This window comes from Maricaulis sp., from assembly GCF_034670125.1.
In the GTDB taxonomy this organism is placed as follows: Bacteria; Pseudomonadota; Alphaproteobacteria; order Caulobacterales; family Maricaulaceae; genus Maricaulis.
The window spans coordinates 116,263-133,103 of sequence record NZ_JAXMOC010000004.1 but is presented as its reverse complement, the minus strand read 5'-3'; the positions used below and the strand labels follow the sequence as shown (position 1 = coordinate 133,103).

Genomic DNA, 16,841 nt, shown 5'->3' with positions numbered 1-16,841 from the left:
GGAAAGCGCAAAGAAAAAGGCCGCAGAACCGAAGTTCCGCGGCCTTCTTTTTGGTTCGGATCGTCGCCGCTAGGGAGCGTCGGACGACCGGTCCATTGACGGCCCACCGGCTTCGGTTTCGGTCGGGTGGGGAGTCATCTGGGCCTCAGCCATCAGTCGCTTGATGATCGGTGAGATCAACAGCATCACCAAGGCTATCAACATGGCGATGATACCGACCTGAGTATACACACTGACATACGTCGCCTTGGCGGCGGCCACATTGGTCAATTGTCCGCCAACGGTCTCGGCCCCGGTCGACTTCGCGATCACGCCGGCGAGATAGTTGGACAGGCCAGAATACAGGAACCATGCCCCCATCGTCATACCGACGACCCGGGCGGGCGCCAGCTTGGTGACGGCGGACAGGCCAACCGGCGAGAGCAGAAGCTCGGCCATGGTGTGGATCCAGTAGATCAGGAAGATGAAGATGACCGCTGTCATCGCGGCCGAACCACCTGCCTGCATACCGCCTACAAGCGCCAGGAAGCCCAATCCGACGCCAAAGACGCCAAAGGCGAATTTCACAGGCGTGGAGGGTTCCCGATTACGCTTGGCCAAGGCAATCCACATCCACGCCACGATGGGCGCGAAGATGAAGATGAAGCCGGCATTGAGCGACTGGAACACCGGAGCCGGCACTGACCAACCGAAGATGGTCTTGTCGACCAGGCGGTCCGTAAACAGGTTCAGCGACGAACCGGCTTGTTCGAACAGGGCCCAGAACGGGATCTGCGCCAGCACAAAGTAGATCGCCGCAAACATCCGGCTGCGCTCAACACCGCTGAGCTTGATGATGCTGTACAGAACCAGCAGCACAAAGACCGCCACGCCCAACATGCCGACAAACCATTCCGGAATGACGTGGGCATTCATGACCAGCGACATCGACACCGCGATGATGCCAAGCCCCGCCAGATAGCAGGCCTGCTCGACCGTGATCGGGCCCAGGACCTTCTTCTTCAGCTTCTCCGGATTCGGCGGCTCGGCCCGTCCACCGAGGTATTTCTGCCCCCAGAGGAAGACGACCAGGCCCGCCAGCATACCGATACCGGCCAGACCGAAACCCCAAGCCCAGCCATACACAATGCCGAGTATGCCGCACGTGATGGAAGACAGGAAAGAGCCGAGATTGATGCCCATGTAGAACAGGGTGAAGCCGGAATCGCGACGCTTGTCCTCGACCCCGTAAAGCGAGCCGACAATCGTCGAAATATTCGCTTTGAGATAGCCGACGCCAGCAATGATCAGCGCCAGCGAGAGGTAGAGAATGAACACGTAGAGCTGCTCACGCACCGGCTCGCCGACGGCGTACTCACCGTCAGCAACGGAGGTGAGGACAGTGTCATCGTCATTGTCACGGGTACCGTTATCGTCGACGATCTCGAGGTAGCTCAGTTCCGACTCGGCAAGCTGATACAGCGCCCCGCCGATTGTCACGCTTTGTGAAACATCGTCTCCGACTGACGTCACCGTGACCGGGAATTCACCTTCGCCCGGCAATTCCAGGGTGGTAGCCGGCGCCTCACCAGCGCAATCAGACAGGCCGAACGTGTTGCAGATATTGGCAACAAAGCCACGCGGTTCGGCGACCATGGCGAATTCAGCAGCGCGCTCCACTTCCTGATCGGTCGCGTCGTAGCGCTCGCCGAGGAATGTGCGGGTTTCACCGTTTTCGCCGGTCAGGGTCAGCACGCTGTCATTGCGGAAAACCAGCAGGCGAGCCTCACCCTCATAGTCGATGAAAAGTTGCTGTCGGTCGCCGCGCCCTTCGGCCTCGAGTTCATACGTCTCGCCAGCGACTGTGATGTCCTGGCGGGAGCCATTGCCTTCGAACGCCATGCCGAGGTGACCAAGCACCAGCAGGATGGCGCCAAAGGTGACGGCCTTTCTCTGCCCGAGATAACGGTCGGCCAGCGTGCCGCCGATGATGGTCATGATATAGACCAACGCCGTATAGGCACCGTACATCACTCCGGACCGCTCGTCAGAGAACAGGAAGTGCTGTGTCAGGTAGATGATCAGCAGTCCGCGCATCCCGTAATACGAGAAACGCTCCCACATCTCCGTGAAGAACAGGATGGCCAGCCCCTTCGGATGTCCGAAGAAGGAGGTGTCCTTGTTTTCTTGATTGGGCGCATTGCCCGGCGTTGCGGTCGTGTCCGTCACGCGTATCTCCCCAGTACCCGCCCCACGCGGGCTTTAAATAGGGGCGCAATTGACCACGCGCGGGGAGAAGGCTCAAGCCTCGGCGACGGCCTGATGCATGGGAGCGCTACACATTTGGGTGTGCGGCGTTCATCCGGACACGGATTTTCGCCGTCAGGCCTAGTAGGCGCACTCGGTGAAAACGGGCTCGATCGAGCCGTCCCACTCGCCCTTGAAACGGTCGATCAGGTCCTCGGCGCGGGTGCGTCCGGTGCGGACGATCTCGTCGAGATCATCAAGGAAGAGCGTCTCGCTTTCGCCATGACCATTCTGCCGGGCGCGGGCGCGAAGGCCGACACGGGCAATGGCCAGGGCTTCGCGGGCGATGTCCTGCAAGGTGCCGTCGCGGAAGGGCGTATGCAGACCGGACTTGGCCGCTCCGACACGCAAGGCGTCGCGCTCGGCTTCGGCCCAATCCTTGACCAGGTCCCAAGCGGCATCCAGCGCCGTGTTGTCATAAAGCAGCCCGACCCAGAAGGCCGGCAGGGCGCACAGCGTATTCCACGGCCCTGAGTCAGCGCCGCGCATTTCCAGGAATGTCTTCAGCCGCACCTCCGGGAAGACGGTGGAGAGATGGTCTTCCCAGTCGCTCAGCACCGGCTTTTCGCCCGGCACGACGTCGAGTTTTCCGTCGAGGAAGTCGCGGAAGGACTTGCCGGTCGCGTCGAGATACTCGCCCTTGCGCTTGACGAAATACATCGGCACGTCGAGCGCCCAGTCGCGGTATTGCTCATAGCCGAAGCCCTCGTCGAAAACGAAGGGCAGCATGCCGGTGCGATTGTTGTCAGTGTCGGTCCAGACATGGGCCCGGTAGGACAGGAAGCCGTGCAGGCCGCCATCCTTGAAGGGCGAATTGGCGAACAGCGCCGTCGCCAGCGGCTGCAGGGCCAGCGAGACGCGAAATTTCTTCGCCATGTCGGCTTCGGTCGAGAAATCCAGATTGGTCTGGACCGTGCACGAGCGGAACATCATCTGATGCCCCATCGTGCCGACTTTCGGCATGTAAGCCTTCATCAACCCGTAGCGGGCCTTGGGCATCATCGGCGTCTCTTCGAGCGACCATTTCGGCGAGAAGCCGAGGCCGAGGAAGCCGGCACCGATCTCGTCGGCGACTTCGCGCACCTCCTTGAGGTGGGAGTTCACCTCGGCGCAGGTCTGGTGGATGGTCTCCAGCGGCGCACCGGACAGTTCGAACTGCCCGCCCGGCTCCAGCGTGATCGAAGCGCCGTCGCGTTTCAGGGCGATCAGCTCGCCGCCCTCACGCACAGGCTGCCAGCCGAAGCGCTCCAGGCCCGAAAGCATTTTCTCGACACTGGGCCCCTCGGCGCGGAAGGGCAGAGGCGTGTGATCGCCCAGGGAAAAGCCGAATTTCTCGTGCTCGGTCCCGATACGAAAATTGTCGGATGTCTTCTCGCCGGCGGCAAAATAGGCCGTCAGCTGGTCCAGGCTTTCAATGGGAGCACCTTCGCCGCCCGGATTATACGTGCCGCTCATGCCAAGCGCCCCCGCCGTTTCAGAATGTCCGCAACAGATATGGGGGCACTGCGCCGGGAACAAGGGTTTCGCTCTGAGATTCACGGCCTTGTGACGCGCAAAAACCCGCTACTGCCAGTCGCCACAGGTCGATTGCCAGATCGTCAGGGCTGCGATTGCTGCCGTCTCGGCCCGCAGGATGCGCGGCCCCAGCGTCACCGGGATGACGCAATCCAGGCGGCGCAATCGATCCCGCTCGGCCGGTGAAAAGCCACCTTCGGGACCGATCAGGATCGCCGCCGGCCTGTCGCCAACCGACGCCAGCGCGGACGCCATGGGCTGGCCACGCCCGCGAGCCCCACCCCAGGCCGCGTCGGTTTCATCGCCGCTCTCGTCACAAAAGATCAGCGCCCGGTCTTCCGGCCAGTTGTCGAGCAGCGCACCGAGCTTTTCGCTATCGCGCAGCTCGGGCCGGTCGAGCCGTTCAGTCTGTTCGGCCGCCTCCTTGATGATCGCCTGCAGGCGTTCGACCTTGATACGGTCGGACTGGGTCCGTTCAGTCACGACCGGGGCCATCACGGCAACGCCCAGCTCGGTCGCCTTCTCGATGATGAGCTCGGTCTTGGTCCGCCGGATCGGCGCAAACAGCAGCCATAGATCCGGCACGCTTTGTTGCGGCCGTGTCTGCTCACCCACAGTCAGTCCCGCGCCCTTGCGCGAGGCGTGGGCGATTTGCGCCGTCCATTCGCCATCCCGGCCATTGAAGACGCGGACCGCGTCGCCCTCGCCCCGTCGCATGACGTTGATCAGGTAGTGGGCATCCTCGCGGGCCAGCGGAATAGCAGCACCCGCAGACAGCGGCGCATCAATGAAAAGGCGGGGATCGGTCGACATCACACCGCTTTGGCCGCGCACACCCGGGACGTCAAGTCCCGCTGCCGAACCCGCATTCCTGCCTTGAATTGGCCGTCAGCCTTTGCCAAACACCCTCGATGCAACAGAATTTCGACCGGCGAGTCGCCGACAGCCTGCCAAAATCCTGGGTCGACCAAGCGCCACTGGTGCTGCGCCCTTACCTGCGCCTGGCCCGCTATGACCGACCGGTCGGCTTCTGGCTGCTGGGTCTGCCGTGCTGGATGGGATTGATGCTGGCCCGCATCGGCGACGGGATCGCGCCCTATGATCTCTGGCTGGCTTTCCTGTTCGCGATTGGTGCGGTAGCGATGCGCGGTGCCGGTTGCACCTATAACGATATCATCGACCGCGACCTTGATGCCCGTGTCGCGCGCACCGCCGACCGACCGCTGGCGGCGGGCACGGTGAGCCTGAAGCAGGCGTGGGCCTTCCTGGCCGGACAAGCCCTGGTCGGCTTGCTCGTGCTGATCCAATTGCCACTGATCGCCATTCTGGTTGGCCTTGCAGCCCTGCTGCTGGTTGCCGCCTATCCCTTCATGAAGCGCATCACCTGGTGGCCACAGGCCTGGCTGGGCCTGACGTTCAACTGGGGCATACCCGTCGCCTATACCGCCGCCACCGGCCGCATCGATGCGGCGATGATCGTGCTCTATCTCGCTGCTGTGTTCTGGACGCTGGGCTATGACACCATCTACGCTCACCAGGACAGCGAGGACGATGCGCTGGTCGGCGTGAAATCGACCGCCCGTCTGTTCGGCGAGAATTCGCAATACTGGATGGCCGGTTTTTATGGTGCCAACGCCATCCTCGTCGCCCTGGCGATCTGGCTGAGCCGGGCCGAACCGTGGATCGTTATCCCGTTCACCCTCTACACAGCCCACCTGTTCAACCAGGTCCGCCGGCTCGACATTGGCGACGGCGCGCGCTGCCTCAATCTGTTCAAGTCCAACCGCATCACCGGCCTGCTGCTGGTCGCGACACTCTTGACCGGCGCAGTTCTCTGACCCGGACAATTCGCCTCGCGCTTTGATCTGAGCATTTGACCCGTGGCCGTGCGGCGGGCTTGATAGGGTGATGTCGGCGACATCCGCAGCCGCATCCATTGGTCAATCAGGGTGAGTTTCATGCGATTTTTCGTCCGGGCCTTTGCGGCGCTCACCCTGTCCCTGTGCACGCCCATCGCATCAGCAGACCTGCCCGGCGGCCACGGTGTCAACATCCCGCTGCGCTATGAAACCCTGGACAACGGGCTGCGCGTGGTGCTGGCCGAAGACCATACCGTGCCCACGGCAACGGTGGCGGTCTATTATGGCGTCGGCTATCGCAACGAGCCGCGCGGTCGCACCGGTTTTGCCCACCTGTTCGAGCACATCTTTTTCTCCGGCTCGCAAAATCTGCCCGAGCCGGTCTTCTACTATTACATTTCGGGGCTGGGCGGCATCGCCAATGGCTCGACCCGACTGGATTTCACCAACTATTTTGGCGTCGTACCGGCCAATGCCTTGAATGCCTTCCTATGGGCCGAGGCTGACCGCATGGCCGCGCCGACAATCAACGAAGCGGTCTTCCAGCGCGAACGCGACGTCGTCCGCAACGAGATTTTCGTCAATGTCCAGAACCGCGCTTATGGCGATTGGACCTGGGTCGACCTGCCGATCGCGGCCAATGAAAACTGGCACAATGCGCATAATTTCTACGGCGATCTCAGCGACCTCGACGCCGCCACGGTGGCGGACGCGCAGGCGTTCTTCGAGCAGTACTATACGCCGCGCAATGCCGTTCTGGTTATCGCGGGAAGCTTCGACACGGACACCACCCTGGCCACGGTGGAGCAGTATTTCGGCGATATTCCGGCTGGCCCGGACCTGCCGGACATTGACGTCTCCGAGCCACGCCAAATCACCGAGAAGCGCGCCCGGCTGACCGATCCGCTGGCCACCCAACCCGGTCTCGCCATCGCCTACCACATGCCGGAACGCGGCACGCCGGAATACTTCACGATGATCCTGATCGACCAGATCCTGACCCGCGGCGGCGATGCCCGGCTGCAGCAGCACCTGATCGATGATCTGGGTTATGGCAGCGGCGTCGGTGGCGGCATCAACCTTCTGGGCAATGCGTTCAATTATGACGGCCCGATGCTTTGGACCGCCAGCCTGATTCATGACGGAGAAATCGCGCCCGAGACAGTGTTGACCGAGTTTGACCGGGTGATCGACGATCTGCGCGAGACCCGGGTCAGCGAGGCTGTCCTGGCCAGCGCGCGCAGCAAGTTCCTCGCCGAATTCTACATGCAGTTCGACTATGGCACCCGCTTCGGCGTGGCCGACCTGCTCGCCAGTTTCGCCCTGTTTGACGATGACCCGGGTCGTATCAACCGGATCGAGGACGGTTTCGACCAAGTGACCCCGCAAATGATCCAACGCGTCGCCCGTGATTGGCTGCGTCGCGACAACCGGACGGTCCTTGAACTGGTTCCCGGCACGGGTCACCCGGCCGCTCCGCCGGTTGGCAGGGGGGGGCAGCCATGATGCTGGCAGATCGCTTTCGTACCCTCGGACGGACGATACTCGTCCTGCTGGCCGGCCTCGCCTCGCTTACGGCGACGGGGCTTGCCGATCAACCGGGTCGCGGACTGGTGCCGCCGGCGCCGGGCGAGCCCCTGCCTTTTGAACTGCCGGCGTCGCAGTCACTGATGCTGGAAAACGGCCTGACCGTGACATTCATTCCCTGGGGGCTGACGCCGACCCTGGATATCGTTGTCTCCGTGAGAGCCGGCAATATTGATGATGGCGAGCAGACCTGGATTGCCGACCTCACCACGGCGATGATCGAGGAAGGTTTTGCCGGACTGGACCGGGCCGAGATCGGCCGGCGCTTCGCGGCCATGGGTGGTGCCCTCAACACCACGGTGACCCAGTCCCACACCCTGATCGGCGCGCATGTGCTGTCCGATCACGGCGAAGACGCGCTGGCCCTGATCGCCGACGCGGTGCGCCGTCCCGATTTCCCGCCAGACGCGCTCGCCCGGATCAGCGCCGGCATGTCACGCGATATCGAGCTGCGTCGGCAGGAGCCCGACTCGCTGGCCTTCACGACGGCCTTCCAGTCGCTGTTCCCGCCCGACCATCCCTTCCATTTCGGCCTTCCGCGCCCGGGTCAGGTTGATGGCTTCACGATCAATGATGTCCGCGACTTCCACGCCGCCAAATTTGGTGCCGGCCGGACCCATCTCTATATCGCCGGCCGGTTCGACGCTGTCCGCATGGAAGCCGCCGTACGGGAAGCCTTTGGGGACTGGCCACGCGGTGAACAAGACAACGCGCCGTTGGCGATCCCGGCCCGGGGTCCCGTGGTGCATTTGGTCGACCGGCCCGGCTCGCTGCAGACAACGATCCATCTGGTCTATCCGGTTGGCGCGATCACGTCGAAGGATGCCACGGCATTGTCGGTGATGGATGCAGCCCTGGGCGGTGCCCTGGCCGCCAGCATGCGCGAGGCCGGCTGGTCCTATTCTCCCAGCAGTTTCATCCAGTGGACCCGCGGCGGCGGGATGTGGACCTATACCGACGATATCGATACGCCCCGTACCGTCGATGCCCTGACATCTGTCTTCGAGACGATCGCCTCGGCGCGGGAGCAGACGTGGAACATGGACGGTACCCGGCGCTGGCTGGCCAGCCTGTTCGTGATGTCGACCGGCTCGACCTATGGCCTGCTCGAAAACCTGGCATTGCGAGACGCGTTCAGGCTCGATCACGACTATCTCGACCGGCGCGTCCCGGCCCTGATGTCGGTCACCGATCGCGAAGTCAACGCCGTCGCCCGCGCCTATCTGCGCGATGACCGCCTCACCTTCGTGGTGGTGGGCGATCTGGCCCGGTTCGAGGTCGGACTGCGGGCATTGCCGGCGCTCGAGCAGGCGGAATTCGTGCGACGTTCCGCCGACGCCGCTCTCGCCGACTGACACCGGTTCGTAGATTGCGGCGCGAGACAGCGGTCTATAGGCTGTGATCCGCCGGCCGTTTGGAAGGGTTGTTGATGACTCATAGCGCTATCGCACACCTTGTCGCACTGTCTCTCCTGGCGTCTCCCTCGTTCGCACAGACTGGAACCGGAACGCCGGAATGCCGGATTGCCGATGTGCTCGGAGAACTGGCCGAAGATCCAACCGAAATTCTGCCGAGCGGCTTCACACGTCAGGATATCCGGACCCTCGCACTCCGCATGTGCAGTTCGATGGTTCTTCACTCTACAGCTGGTTCTGACGGCATAATCGAAGACCTTGACACCTATATCCTCGACTTCAATGGCTGGGATCGGGATACGCCGAATTACCAGTCACGCGTCGCCGAGTTCTGGAACGATCACATCGAACTCTTCATCTGTCGGAACCACGGGCATCGATACATGCATGATCATTTCCTGATCCGCGCGGTCGAGATGGGGAGTTTCTTTGACCTCCCTTTGAACGGCTACATCCTGCAGGATGAGGAACTCTACCCGTTCGACATCAATGTCGTACAGATCGATGAAGCCGGTGAGGCAGAAACGCTGCTCGATCATGTTGATGGAGTTCTGGCGAGTGGAAATCGGGGCTATCCCCTGCGTCGCCTCCGGGAAATGCGGGAAATCATTGTCACCTGGTACGATGCCCGCTCAGCCGCCGAGCTTTGCCCCTAACGCCGGCCCCGACGCGCCGCAACGCGCCTAGTCGATCGCCTGCGCAAACAGGATCCGGTGACCGTCCGGCGTCTGAACGCCAAACTCACGCATGCCCCAGGGCTGATCGGTAAGGCGGTGGATGATGTCGACTCCGGGGCCCTTGATTTCGTCATGGAAGGCCCTGACGTCATCGAACTCAACATAGGCGAAGAACTGGTGATCGCCGAGCTGGGCCGGCGGGATGGCGTCGGCGCAATGGCCGATGCGCAGATAGCAGTTGTCGCGGCGCAGGAAGGCCCAGCCATCCGCTCGCAGCCAGTGCTCGAAACCCAGATTCTCCACCCACCAGCGGGCGGTCGTCTCCAGATCATTGACGGCCAGTACATAAGTGGACCGTGTCACGCGTGTGGTCATGGCTTGCTCCCGCGTCACCGGGCGCATACCCCGGGTGCCGCCCCATAGTGACAGGAAGCGCCATGACCGGCACCCCCCGGCTCGATGACCCCCACGACTTCATCCGCGCCAACACCGCATTGCTGGCGCCGCCACTGGTGCCCGAGGTCAAGCTGCATCTGGCGGTCGAGACGGTGTCGATCTGGGAGCAGACCGAGGAGGCGCTGGGTGAAATGGGTCTGCCACCGCCCTTCTGGGCCTTCGCCTGGGCCGGCGGTCAGGCTCTGGCGCGCTACTGCCTCGATAATCCGGAGATCGTGGCCGGCAAGCGCGTTCTCGATTTTGCCGCCGGCGGGGCGGTCTCCGGTATTGCCGCGATGAAGGCTGGCGCCGCCTCGGTCGAGGCCTGCGAGCTGGACAGTTTCGCCGTCGCCGCGATCGAGACCAATGCCCAGGCCAATGGCGTGACGCTGACAACACGGCTCGGCGATCTGGTCGGCACGGATGACGGGTGGGATGTTGTGCTGGCCGGGGACGTCTTTTACGAGGCCGAACCGGCGCGTCTGATTGGCGGCTGGCTGGAGGGCCTCAATGCCCGCGGCGCGACCGTGCTGATCGGCGATCCGGGGCGTTCTTTCCTGCCCCAGGACAAGCTGGAAAAGCTGGCCGAATACACCGTGCCGGTCACCCGCGACCTGGAAGACCGCGAGGTACGACAGGCCAAGGTGTGGAAATATCGCTGACGCTCCCCTCGCCCGCAGAATCAAACCACTATCCGTGCCATGGCCCGCGCTCGCGCCGTTGACCGGCGACTATTCCTGCTGCTCGAAATTGCCGCCCGCAAACTCAACCGGGATGCCGACGCGCGCCTGAAATCGGTCGCGGGCGTGACCTCGGCCCAGGCCGCCGTGCTGTTCCTGCTGGCAAGACGTGGCGAACGGCGCATGGGCGATATCGGCGAGATGCTGTCGCTGCATCCACCCGCCGTGACCGGTCTGGTCAATCGCATGGAAGCGCTGGGCCTGGTCACCAAAATGGCCTCGCCCACAGACAAGCGGTCGGCGATCGTGTCACTGACCGAAAAGGGTCGGGCGCTGGGCGATACGGCCGACCATGTCCTGCGTGATCTCAACACCGAGCTGGAACGCCGGCTGGGCGAAGACGATGCCGACATGTTGCACCGCGTACTGACCCGTCTGGCGGTCGACTTCTGAACGCCCGCAAAGCGACCAGGATGACGTTTACGTCAACTGATTAACGGTGTTCAAGCGCCCCGTTTTTGCTCTAGTCTCGCCCCGAACCCAACAAGCCCGAATGGGCAAATCCATAAGGGAGGCTCGCATGAGCGAACTGGTTCTGGTCGATACTGCAGACCGTATCCGCACGATACGTTTCAACCGTCCGGCGAAGAAAAACGCCCTTACCCAGGACATGTATTCCGCGGCCGCCGAAGCCCTGGAAAGCGCCGACACCGATCCGTCGGTCCGGGTCAGCATCATCACCGGCACCGATGGGGTGTTCACGGCCGGCAATGACCTTGTCGACTTCACCCAGCGCCCGCCGGACTTCAACGAACAGCATGACACACCGCCGGTGCGCCGTTTCATGATGGCCTTGTTGAACGCGCAAAAGCCGGTTGTCGCTGCTGTCGACGGTCTGGCGATCGGTATCGGGGTGACCCTGCTTTTGCACTGCGATCTGGTCATCGCGTCAGACCGCTCCATCTTCAAGACGCCCTTTGTCGATCTTGCCCTGGCACCGGAATTCGCCTCCTCGCAACTCATGCCCCGCATCTTCGGGCATGCGGTCGCGGCAGAACTCCTGCTGCTTGGTGACACCTGGGACGCGACTCGGGCCCGCGAGACCGGCCTGGTCAATCGAGTCACCGAACCCGGCACGCTGGACGAAACCGCCCGCTCTGTCGCCGGCATCCTCGCCGCCAAGGCACCCAGCTCGCTCAAGGCATCGAAAGCGCTGATGCGGACCCCGGTCGAAAGCATCGAGGCCCGCATGGATCGCGAGAACACGATTTTTGCCTCGCAGCTGCAATCGCCGGAATTTGCAGAGGCCGCCGCGGCCTTCCTGGAACGCCGGGCACCGGATTTCGACAAGCTGGGCTGAACACCGGACCATCACAATCAGGGGACATGACGACATGAAGAAGCGCCATATCGCAGGGGCCACACTGGCCGTCCTGCTCGCCGCCGGGATCACCGCGCTCAACCTGTCCCCGATCGGGCGGATTTACCTGCCGTCCGGCACCGGCATTGTCGCCAAACAGATGTGCTCGCTGACCTGGGTGTCCGGTATCGATCCGGACCAGGCCTACGACCTGTACCTCGACCCGCTGCTGGGCGATGCGGCCAGCTTGATCAGCTATCAGATGGACGAGGACAACCGCGCGGTCACGTCCTCGGTGCTCGGCCTGTTCTGGCGGCAAAGGGCGGTCTGGCGGGACGGTCTTGGTTGTACGCTGGTCCATGGAAACGGCGGGTTCGATCCGGACCTGACTGTCCCGGTGGCTGAGGACTTCCAGCCGATGGACCTCGACACAGCCCATCGCGATGCCTGGTTCGACACCGAGGCGCTGGACGCTGCGGTGATGGGGGCCTTCGACAACAGCGGGGCTGACCGCCGCCAGACCCTCGCAGTGGCCGTGTTGCACAGAGGCCGCCTGGTCGCTGAACACTATGCACCAGGTGCCAGCCGCGAGACGCGCTTCCACGGCTGGTCGATGACCAAGAGTGCGATGACGACGCTCGCCGGGACGCTGGTCCATGACGGGCGGCTCGACATCGAGGCCGAAGGCGCCGTTCCGGCCCTTGCCGAGATCGACGACATCCGCCTGTCCGAGATCACCGTCGAAAGCCTCCTGCGTATGGCCGGGGGTCTCGCCATCGCCGAGACCAATACCGGCATGGATCCGAATTCGGAGATGCTGTTCACCCAGTCGGACATGCCGCGCTATGCCGCCACCCGCGAACGCCTGCATGCGCCCGGCGAGCACTGGCAATACATGAGCGGCAACACCATTCTTGCCACCGACACCATGCAGCGCATGCTGGGGGACAGCCTTCCCGAACAGGTCGCCGGCCTGCGCGAGCGCATCTTCGAACCGCTGGGTATTTATTCAGCGATCATGGAGCCGGGCGAAAACGGTGTCTTTCAGGGCTCGTCCTACATGTATGCCACAGCCCATGACTGGGCCCGGCTGAACCAGCTCTATCTCGACAATGGTGTCGTCAATGGCGAGCGCCTGCTGCCGGAAGACTGGTATTCGATCGTTGCCGAGCCGACCCCGGGCTCCAATGGCGAGTACGGGATGGGATTCTGGCTGCCCAATGAGCGCAGCACCCTGCCGCCGGAGACCATCATGATGAGCGGTTTCCAGGGGCAATGGGGCTATGTCATGCCCGAGCAGGAGCTGGTCATCGTGCGCTTTGGCGCCACCACCGGTGTCAACTCCCGTACCGGCCGCCTGGCCAACGCGGTCCGTTCGGCATTGCAGCCAACGTCCGCTGCGCCATCAGACGCTGCTTTGACAGACGACGCTGCAGACCCGCAACAGTAAAGCCTGTCAGGCAGCCACACAGAGCGGCGGGGTCTCGGCCAGCACGCCTCTCATCAACACCCGTCGCACATGCTGGCTGACAGCGAAGGGGCCGGACAGCTTGTCGCTGACCGCCCGAATGAGACCGGGCTGGGCCGTACCGGCCTTGGAGGCGGCGATGGCCCAGGTTTCATACTCCCTTTGCAAGACCGGCACGACCTCCAGCACCTGCAAGTCGTCCAGCCGATCATCCTCAAAAGCCCGATCGCGGTAGGCGCACAGGGCATCGAAGCCGCCTTCCAGGACTTCCAGGAACCATCCGTCCTCAACCACCAGGCCACCAGTCAGGCCCTCGGCGACGCTGCTCCGCATGCAACATGCCAGCACCGACCCGAAGGCTCCGTTGAGCGCACCGGGACCGGTGTCGATAGTCGAGCGGGCAGCGAGAACCATTCTGTGCAGCATGAAGCCATCCGGTTGGCGTGATCGATGGCTGGGCTCTAACCCCTGAAGCTGAAGCTTGGCTCAACAGGCAGGCCGGCATTTTTCTCGATATTGCCTCAAATTTTCGAGACTTCCCGGCATCGCTCTGAACCTGCGACGGAAAGCGGGCTGGACTTTCCGCGATGAAATTGCAGTTTCAGACGCACAACAAAGCAGGACAGCGGCCATGGCCTACAAATCCCTCCGTGATTTCATCGAACAGCTGGAAGCCGAGGGCGACCTGGTCCGCGTCACGACCCCGGTTTCCACCGAGCTCGAAATGACCGAAATCCACAGACGCACCCTCCATGCGGGCGGCCCGGCCATCCTGTTTGAAAATGTCATCAACGAGCGCGGTGAGAAGAGCGAGATGCCGTGCCTTGTCAACCTGTTCGGCACGGTGAAGCGCGTCGCCCAGGCGGTCACACTGGGCGGACAGGCGCGCACCACGGGCGAGGAGTTGCGCGAAGTTGGCGAACTGCTGGCCTTCCTGCGACAGCCCGAACCACCGCGCGACATCAAGGGCGCGTTCGAGATGCTGCCTCTGGCCAAGACGGTTATGTCGATGCGGCCCAAAAATGTCAGCAAGGCGCCTTGCCAGGATGTCGTCCTGACCGGCGACGATATCGACCTTGACCGTTTGCCGATCCAGACCTGCTGGCCCGGCGAACCGGCGCCGCTGATCACGTGGCCGCTGGTCGTCACCAAGGGCCCGTCAGATGACAGGCAGGATGATTTCAATCTCGGCATCTACCGGATGCAGAAACTGTCCAAAACCCGCACCCTCATGCGCTGGCTGAAACATCGCGGCGGCGCCCAGCACTATCAGCGCTGGAAAGACAAGAAGCCGGACCCGTTGCCCGCCGCCGTCGTGCTCGGCGCCGACCCCGGCACCATCCTCGCCGCGGTGACGCCAATCCCCGACACGCTGTCGGAATACCAGTTTGCCGGCATTCTGCGCGGCCAGAAGGCCGAGCTGGTCGACTGCAAGACCATCCCGCTGAAAGTCCCAGCAGAGGCCGAGATCATCCTGGAAGGCCACGTCCTGCTCGATGAGTACGGGCCGGAAGGCCCCTATGGCGACCACACCGGCTATTACAATTCCGTCGAACATTTCCCGGTGTTCGAAATCAGCGCCATCACCATGCGCAAGGATCCGATCTATCTGACCACCTATACCGGCCGCCCGCCCGACGAGCCGGCCATTCTCGGCGAGGCCCTCAACGAGGTCTTCATTCCGCTGTTACAGCAGCAATTCCCGGAGATCCTCGATTTCTGGCTACCGCCCGAGGGCTGTTCCTACCGCATCGCGGTGATCTCGATGAAGAAGGCCTATGCCGGTCACGCCAAGCGCGTGATGATGGGCGCCTGGTCCTTCCTGCGCCAGTTCATGTATACCAAATGGATCATCGTCGTGGATGACGACATCGACGCACGCGACTGGAAGGATGTGATGTGGGCTGTCTCGACCCGCATGGACCCCGCCCGCGACATCGTCACCGTCGAGAACACGCCCATCGACTATCTCGACTTTGCGTCGCCCGTATCCGGCCTGGGCTCGAAGATCGGGCTCGATGCGACCAACAAGACCGGCCATGAAACCACCCGCGAGTGGGGCGAAAAACTCGACATGGACGACGCCACGAAAGCCCGCGTGGATTCGCTCTGGAATGAGTTGGGGATCAACCTTGAAGGCCAGGCGCGCTGAGCCGGCAGGCTGATCGTCCGAACGAGCCGGTCAGCTTCTGAACGGGTCTTGCATCAAGATCACGTCCTCGCGCTCCGGCGAGGTCGACACCAGGGCGATCGGGCATTCGATCAGTTCTTCGATGCGGCGGACATATTTGACGGCCTCGGCCGGAAGATCCGCCCAGGAGCGGGCACCGGCGGTGGAGCCCTCCCAGCCTTGCAACTCCTCATAGACCGGGGTCACCCGGGCCTGGGCTTCCTTGCCGGCTGGCAGATGGTCGAGCCGCGTGCCGTCCAGATCATAGGCGACGCAGACCTTGATGGTCTTGAAACCGTCGAGCACATCCAGCTTGGTCAGGGCAACGCCATGCACACCACCGACCTGCAAGGTCTGGCGGGTGATCACGGCGTCAAACCAGCCGCAGCGACGCTTGCGTCCTGTGACAACGCCGAACTCATGTCCGCGCTCACCCAGCATCTGGCCATCGGCGTCATTCAGCTCGGTCGGGAAAGGGCCCTCGCCGACCCGGGTCATATAGGCCTTGGCGATGCCCAGCACATAGCCGACATCGCGCGGGCCGACGCCGGTCCCGGCCGAGGCCTGACCGGACACGGTGTTGGAGGAGGTGACGAAGGGATAGGTGCCGTGGTCGACGTCCAGCAGGGCACCTTGGGCCCCTTCAAACAGGATCTTCTGGTCCGACTTGATGGCGTCCTTCAGGACCCGCCAGACCGGTGCCGCATAGGGCAGGATTTTCGGTGCGATTTCGGTCAGCTCGGCGACCAGCTGATCAGCACTGTATTCCACGTGGCCAAGGCCGCGACGCAGCGCATTGTGATGGTGCAGGATATCGATGACGCGGGCCTTCAGCGCCTCCGGATCGGCCAGGTCGATGACCCGCACAGCCCGGCGTCCGACCTTGTCCTCATAGGCCGGGCCGATACCGCGACGGGTGGTGCCGATGGCCACTCCGTCCTGGCGGTTCTCGCGCAAGGCATCAAGCTCACGGTGAATCGGCAGGATCAGGGCGGCGGTCTCGGAAATCTTGACCACGTCCGGAGTGATCTTCACACCCTGTTGCGCGATGCGATCAACCTCGGCCACGAAGGCCCAGGGATCGACGACCACGCCATTGCCGATGACCGACAGCTTGCCGCGCACGACGCCGGACGGCAGCAGGGAAAGTTTGTAGACATTCTCACCGACAACGAGGGTATGGCCGGCATTGTGACCGCCCTGGAAACGGGCCACCACATCGGCGCGGTGCGACAGCCAGTCGACCAGCTTGCCCTTGCCCTCATCGCCCCACTGGGCACCCACCACGGTTACATTGGCCATGAAAGCCTCCTCGCTTGCAGGCCCGCACGCGCGCGAGTCCTGTCCGCGGGCCGATTATTTGTCACGAAGCCGTTATTTGGGCCAGAC

Annotated in this window: 15 protein-coding genes; 9 read left to right on the top strand and 6 right to left on the bottom strand. The window is 63.0% G+C overall.

The genetic code is table 11. The features are described from left to right. Positions 1–69 precede the first annotated feature (69 nt). The 3 genes from VOI18_RS09270 to VOI18_RS09260 all read right to left on the bottom strand — a co-directional run bounded on the left by VOI18_RS09270 (position 70) and on the right by VOI18_RS09260 (position 4,614). A complete protein-coding gene (locus VOI18_RS09270) occupies positions 70–2,208 on the bottom strand; it encodes a peptide MFS transporter (protein ID WP_323762121.1) in 2,139 nt (712 codons plus the stop codon). Between the two features lie 159 nt (positions 2,209–2,367). After that, positions 2,368–3,741, bottom strand: a complete 1,374-nt coding sequence (locus VOI18_RS09265) for a glutamate--cysteine ligase (protein ID WP_323762120.1) — start codon at positions 3,739–3,741, stop codon at positions 2,368–2,370. Between the two features lie 108 nt (positions 3,742–3,849). Then, positions 3,850–4,614 (bottom strand): 16S rRNA (uracil(1498)-N(3))-methyltransferase, encoded by a 765-nt coding sequence (locus VOI18_RS09260; protein WP_323762119.1) that lies wholly within the window; start codon positions 4,612–4,614, stop codon positions 3,850–3,852. A gap of 98 nt (positions 4,615–4,712) precedes the next feature. Here VOI18_RS09260 and ubiA point away from each other — a divergent pair, with 98 nt between their 5' ends. The 4 genes from ubiA to VOI18_RS09240 all read left to right on the top strand — a co-directional run bounded on the left by ubiA (position 4,713) and on the right by VOI18_RS09240 (position 9,318). Further along, the gene (gene ubiA, locus VOI18_RS09255) at positions 4,713–5,639 is read left to right on the top strand and encodes a 4-hydroxybenzoate octaprenyltransferase (RefSeq protein ID WP_323762118.1); all 927 of its coding nucleotides are present in this window, start codon (positions 4,713–4,715) and stop codon (positions 5,637–5,639) included. Between the two features lie 120 nt (positions 5,640–5,759). Then, entirely contained in the window at positions 5,760–7,166 is a 1,407-nt protein-coding gene (locus VOI18_RS09250; RefSeq protein WP_323762117.1) for a pitrilysin family protein, read from the top strand. Next, the gene (locus VOI18_RS09245; protein ID WP_323762116.1) at positions 7,163–8,602 is read left to right on the top strand and encodes a pitrilysin family protein; all 1,440 of its coding nucleotides are present in this window, start codon (positions 7,163–7,165) and stop codon (positions 8,600–8,602) included. The genes VOI18_RS09250 and VOI18_RS09245 overlap by 4 nt, the downstream gene beginning before the upstream one ends. A 74-nt stretch (positions 8,603–8,676) precedes the next feature. Further along, a complete protein-coding gene (locus tag VOI18_RS09240; protein ID WP_323762115.1) occupies positions 8,677–9,318 on the top strand; it encodes a hypothetical protein in 642 nt (213 codons plus the stop codon). Between the two features lie 27 nt (positions 9,319–9,345). Here the strand turns inward: VOI18_RS09240 and VOI18_RS09235 are convergent, their stop codons facing one another. Further along, positions 9,346–9,714, bottom strand: a complete 369-nt coding sequence (locus VOI18_RS09235) for a VOC family protein (RefSeq protein ID WP_323762114.1) — start codon at positions 9,712–9,714, stop codon at positions 9,346–9,348. Between the two features lie 62 nt (positions 9,715–9,776). Between VOI18_RS09235 and VOI18_RS09230 the strand changes: the two genes are divergently transcribed. The 4 genes from VOI18_RS09230 to VOI18_RS09215 all read left to right on the top strand — a co-directional run bounded on the left by VOI18_RS09230 (position 9,777) and on the right by VOI18_RS09215 (position 13,264). Then, a complete protein-coding gene (locus VOI18_RS09230) occupies positions 9,777–10,436 on the top strand; it encodes a methyltransferase (RefSeq protein WP_323762113.1) in 660 nt (219 codons plus the stop codon). A gap of 39 nt (positions 10,437–10,475) precedes the next feature. After that, positions 10,476–10,907, top strand: a complete 432-nt coding sequence (locus VOI18_RS09225) for a MarR family winged helix-turn-helix transcriptional regulator (RefSeq protein WP_323762112.1) — start codon at positions 10,476–10,478, stop codon at positions 10,905–10,907. Positions 10,908–11,034: 127 nt separating this feature from the next. Then, a complete protein-coding gene (locus tag VOI18_RS09220; protein WP_323762111.1) occupies positions 11,035–11,814 on the top strand; it encodes an enoyl-CoA hydratase in 780 nt (259 codons plus the stop codon). A gap of 34 nt (positions 11,815–11,848) precedes the next feature. Further along, a complete protein-coding gene (locus VOI18_RS09215; RefSeq protein WP_323762110.1) occupies positions 11,849–13,264 on the top strand; it encodes a serine hydrolase in 1,416 nt (471 codons plus the stop codon). A 6-nt stretch (positions 13,265–13,270) separates the two neighbouring features. Here VOI18_RS09215 and VOI18_RS09210 read toward each other — a convergent pair whose 3' ends face one another. Continuing rightward, positions 13,271–13,708: a BLUF domain-containing protein gene (locus tag VOI18_RS09210; RefSeq protein ID WP_323762109.1), complete on the bottom strand. Its 438-nt coding sequence runs from the start codon at positions 13,706–13,708 to the stop codon at positions 13,271–13,273. A gap of 205 nt (positions 13,709–13,913) precedes the next feature. Between VOI18_RS09210 and VOI18_RS09205 the strand changes: the two genes are divergently transcribed. Further along, positions 13,914–15,434, top strand: coding sequence for a UbiD family decarboxylase (locus VOI18_RS09205; RefSeq protein ID WP_323762108.1), 1,521 nt, complete (start codon positions 13,914–13,916; stop codon positions 15,432–15,434). Positions 15,435–15,464: 30 nt separating this feature from the next. On the opposite strand, the gene VOI18_RS09200 is transcribed toward VOI18_RS09205, so the two are convergent. Next, the gene (locus VOI18_RS09200) at positions 15,465–16,754 is read right to left on the bottom strand and encodes an adenylosuccinate synthase (RefSeq protein ID WP_323762107.1); all 1,290 of its coding nucleotides are present in this window, start codon (positions 16,752–16,754) and stop codon (positions 15,465–15,467) included. Positions 16,755–16,841: the final 87 nt, after the last annotated feature.

Coding starts and splice junctions, on each gene's coding strand:
- VOI18_RS09265 (WP_323762120.1), bottom strand. CDS start 3,741: ATGAGCGGCACGTATAATCCGGGCGGCGAAGGTGCTCCCATTGAAAGC.
- VOI18_RS09260 (WP_323762119.1), bottom strand. CDS start 4,614: ATGTCGACCGATCCCCGCCTTTTCATTGATGCGCCGCTGTCTGCGGGT.
- ubiA (WP_323762118.1), top strand. CDS start 4,713: ATGCAACAGAATTTCGACCGGCGAGTCGCCGACAGCCTGCCAAAATCC.
- VOI18_RS09250 (WP_323762117.1), top strand. CDS start 5,760: ATGCGATTTTTCGTCCGGGCCTTTGCGGCGCTCACCCTGTCCCTGTGC.
- VOI18_RS09245 (WP_323762116.1), top strand. CDS start 7,163: ATGATGCTGGCAGATCGCTTTCGTACCCTCGGACGGACGATACTCGTC.
- VOI18_RS09240 (WP_323762115.1), top strand. CDS start 8,677: ATGACTCATAGCGCTATCGCACACCTTGTCGCACTGTCTCTCCTGGCG.
- VOI18_RS09235 (WP_323762114.1), bottom strand. CDS start 9,714: ATGACCACACGCGTGACACGGTCCACTTATGTACTGGCCGTCAATGAT.
- VOI18_RS09230 (WP_323762113.1), top strand. CDS start 9,777: ATGACCGGCACCCCCCGGCTCGATGACCCCCACGACTTCATCCGCGCC.
- VOI18_RS09225 (WP_323762112.1), top strand. CDS start 10,476: ATGGCCCGCGCTCGCGCCGTTGACCGGCGACTATTCCTGCTGCTCGAA.
- VOI18_RS09220 (WP_323762111.1), top strand. CDS start 11,035: ATGAGCGAACTGGTTCTGGTCGATACTGCAGACCGTATCCGCACGATA.
- VOI18_RS09215 (WP_323762110.1), top strand. CDS start 11,849: ATGAAGAAGCGCCATATCGCAGGGGCCACACTGGCCGTCCTGCTCGCC.
- VOI18_RS09210 (WP_323762109.1), bottom strand. CDS start 13,708: ATGCTGCACAGAATGGTTCTCGCTGCCCGCTCGACTATCGACACCGGT.
- VOI18_RS09205 (WP_323762108.1), top strand. CDS start 13,914: ATGGCCTACAAATCCCTCCGTGATTTCATCGAACAGCTGGAAGCCGAG.
- VOI18_RS09200 (WP_323762107.1), bottom strand. CDS start 16,754: ATGGCCAATGTAACCGTGGTGGGTGCCCAGTGGGGCGATGAGGGCAAG.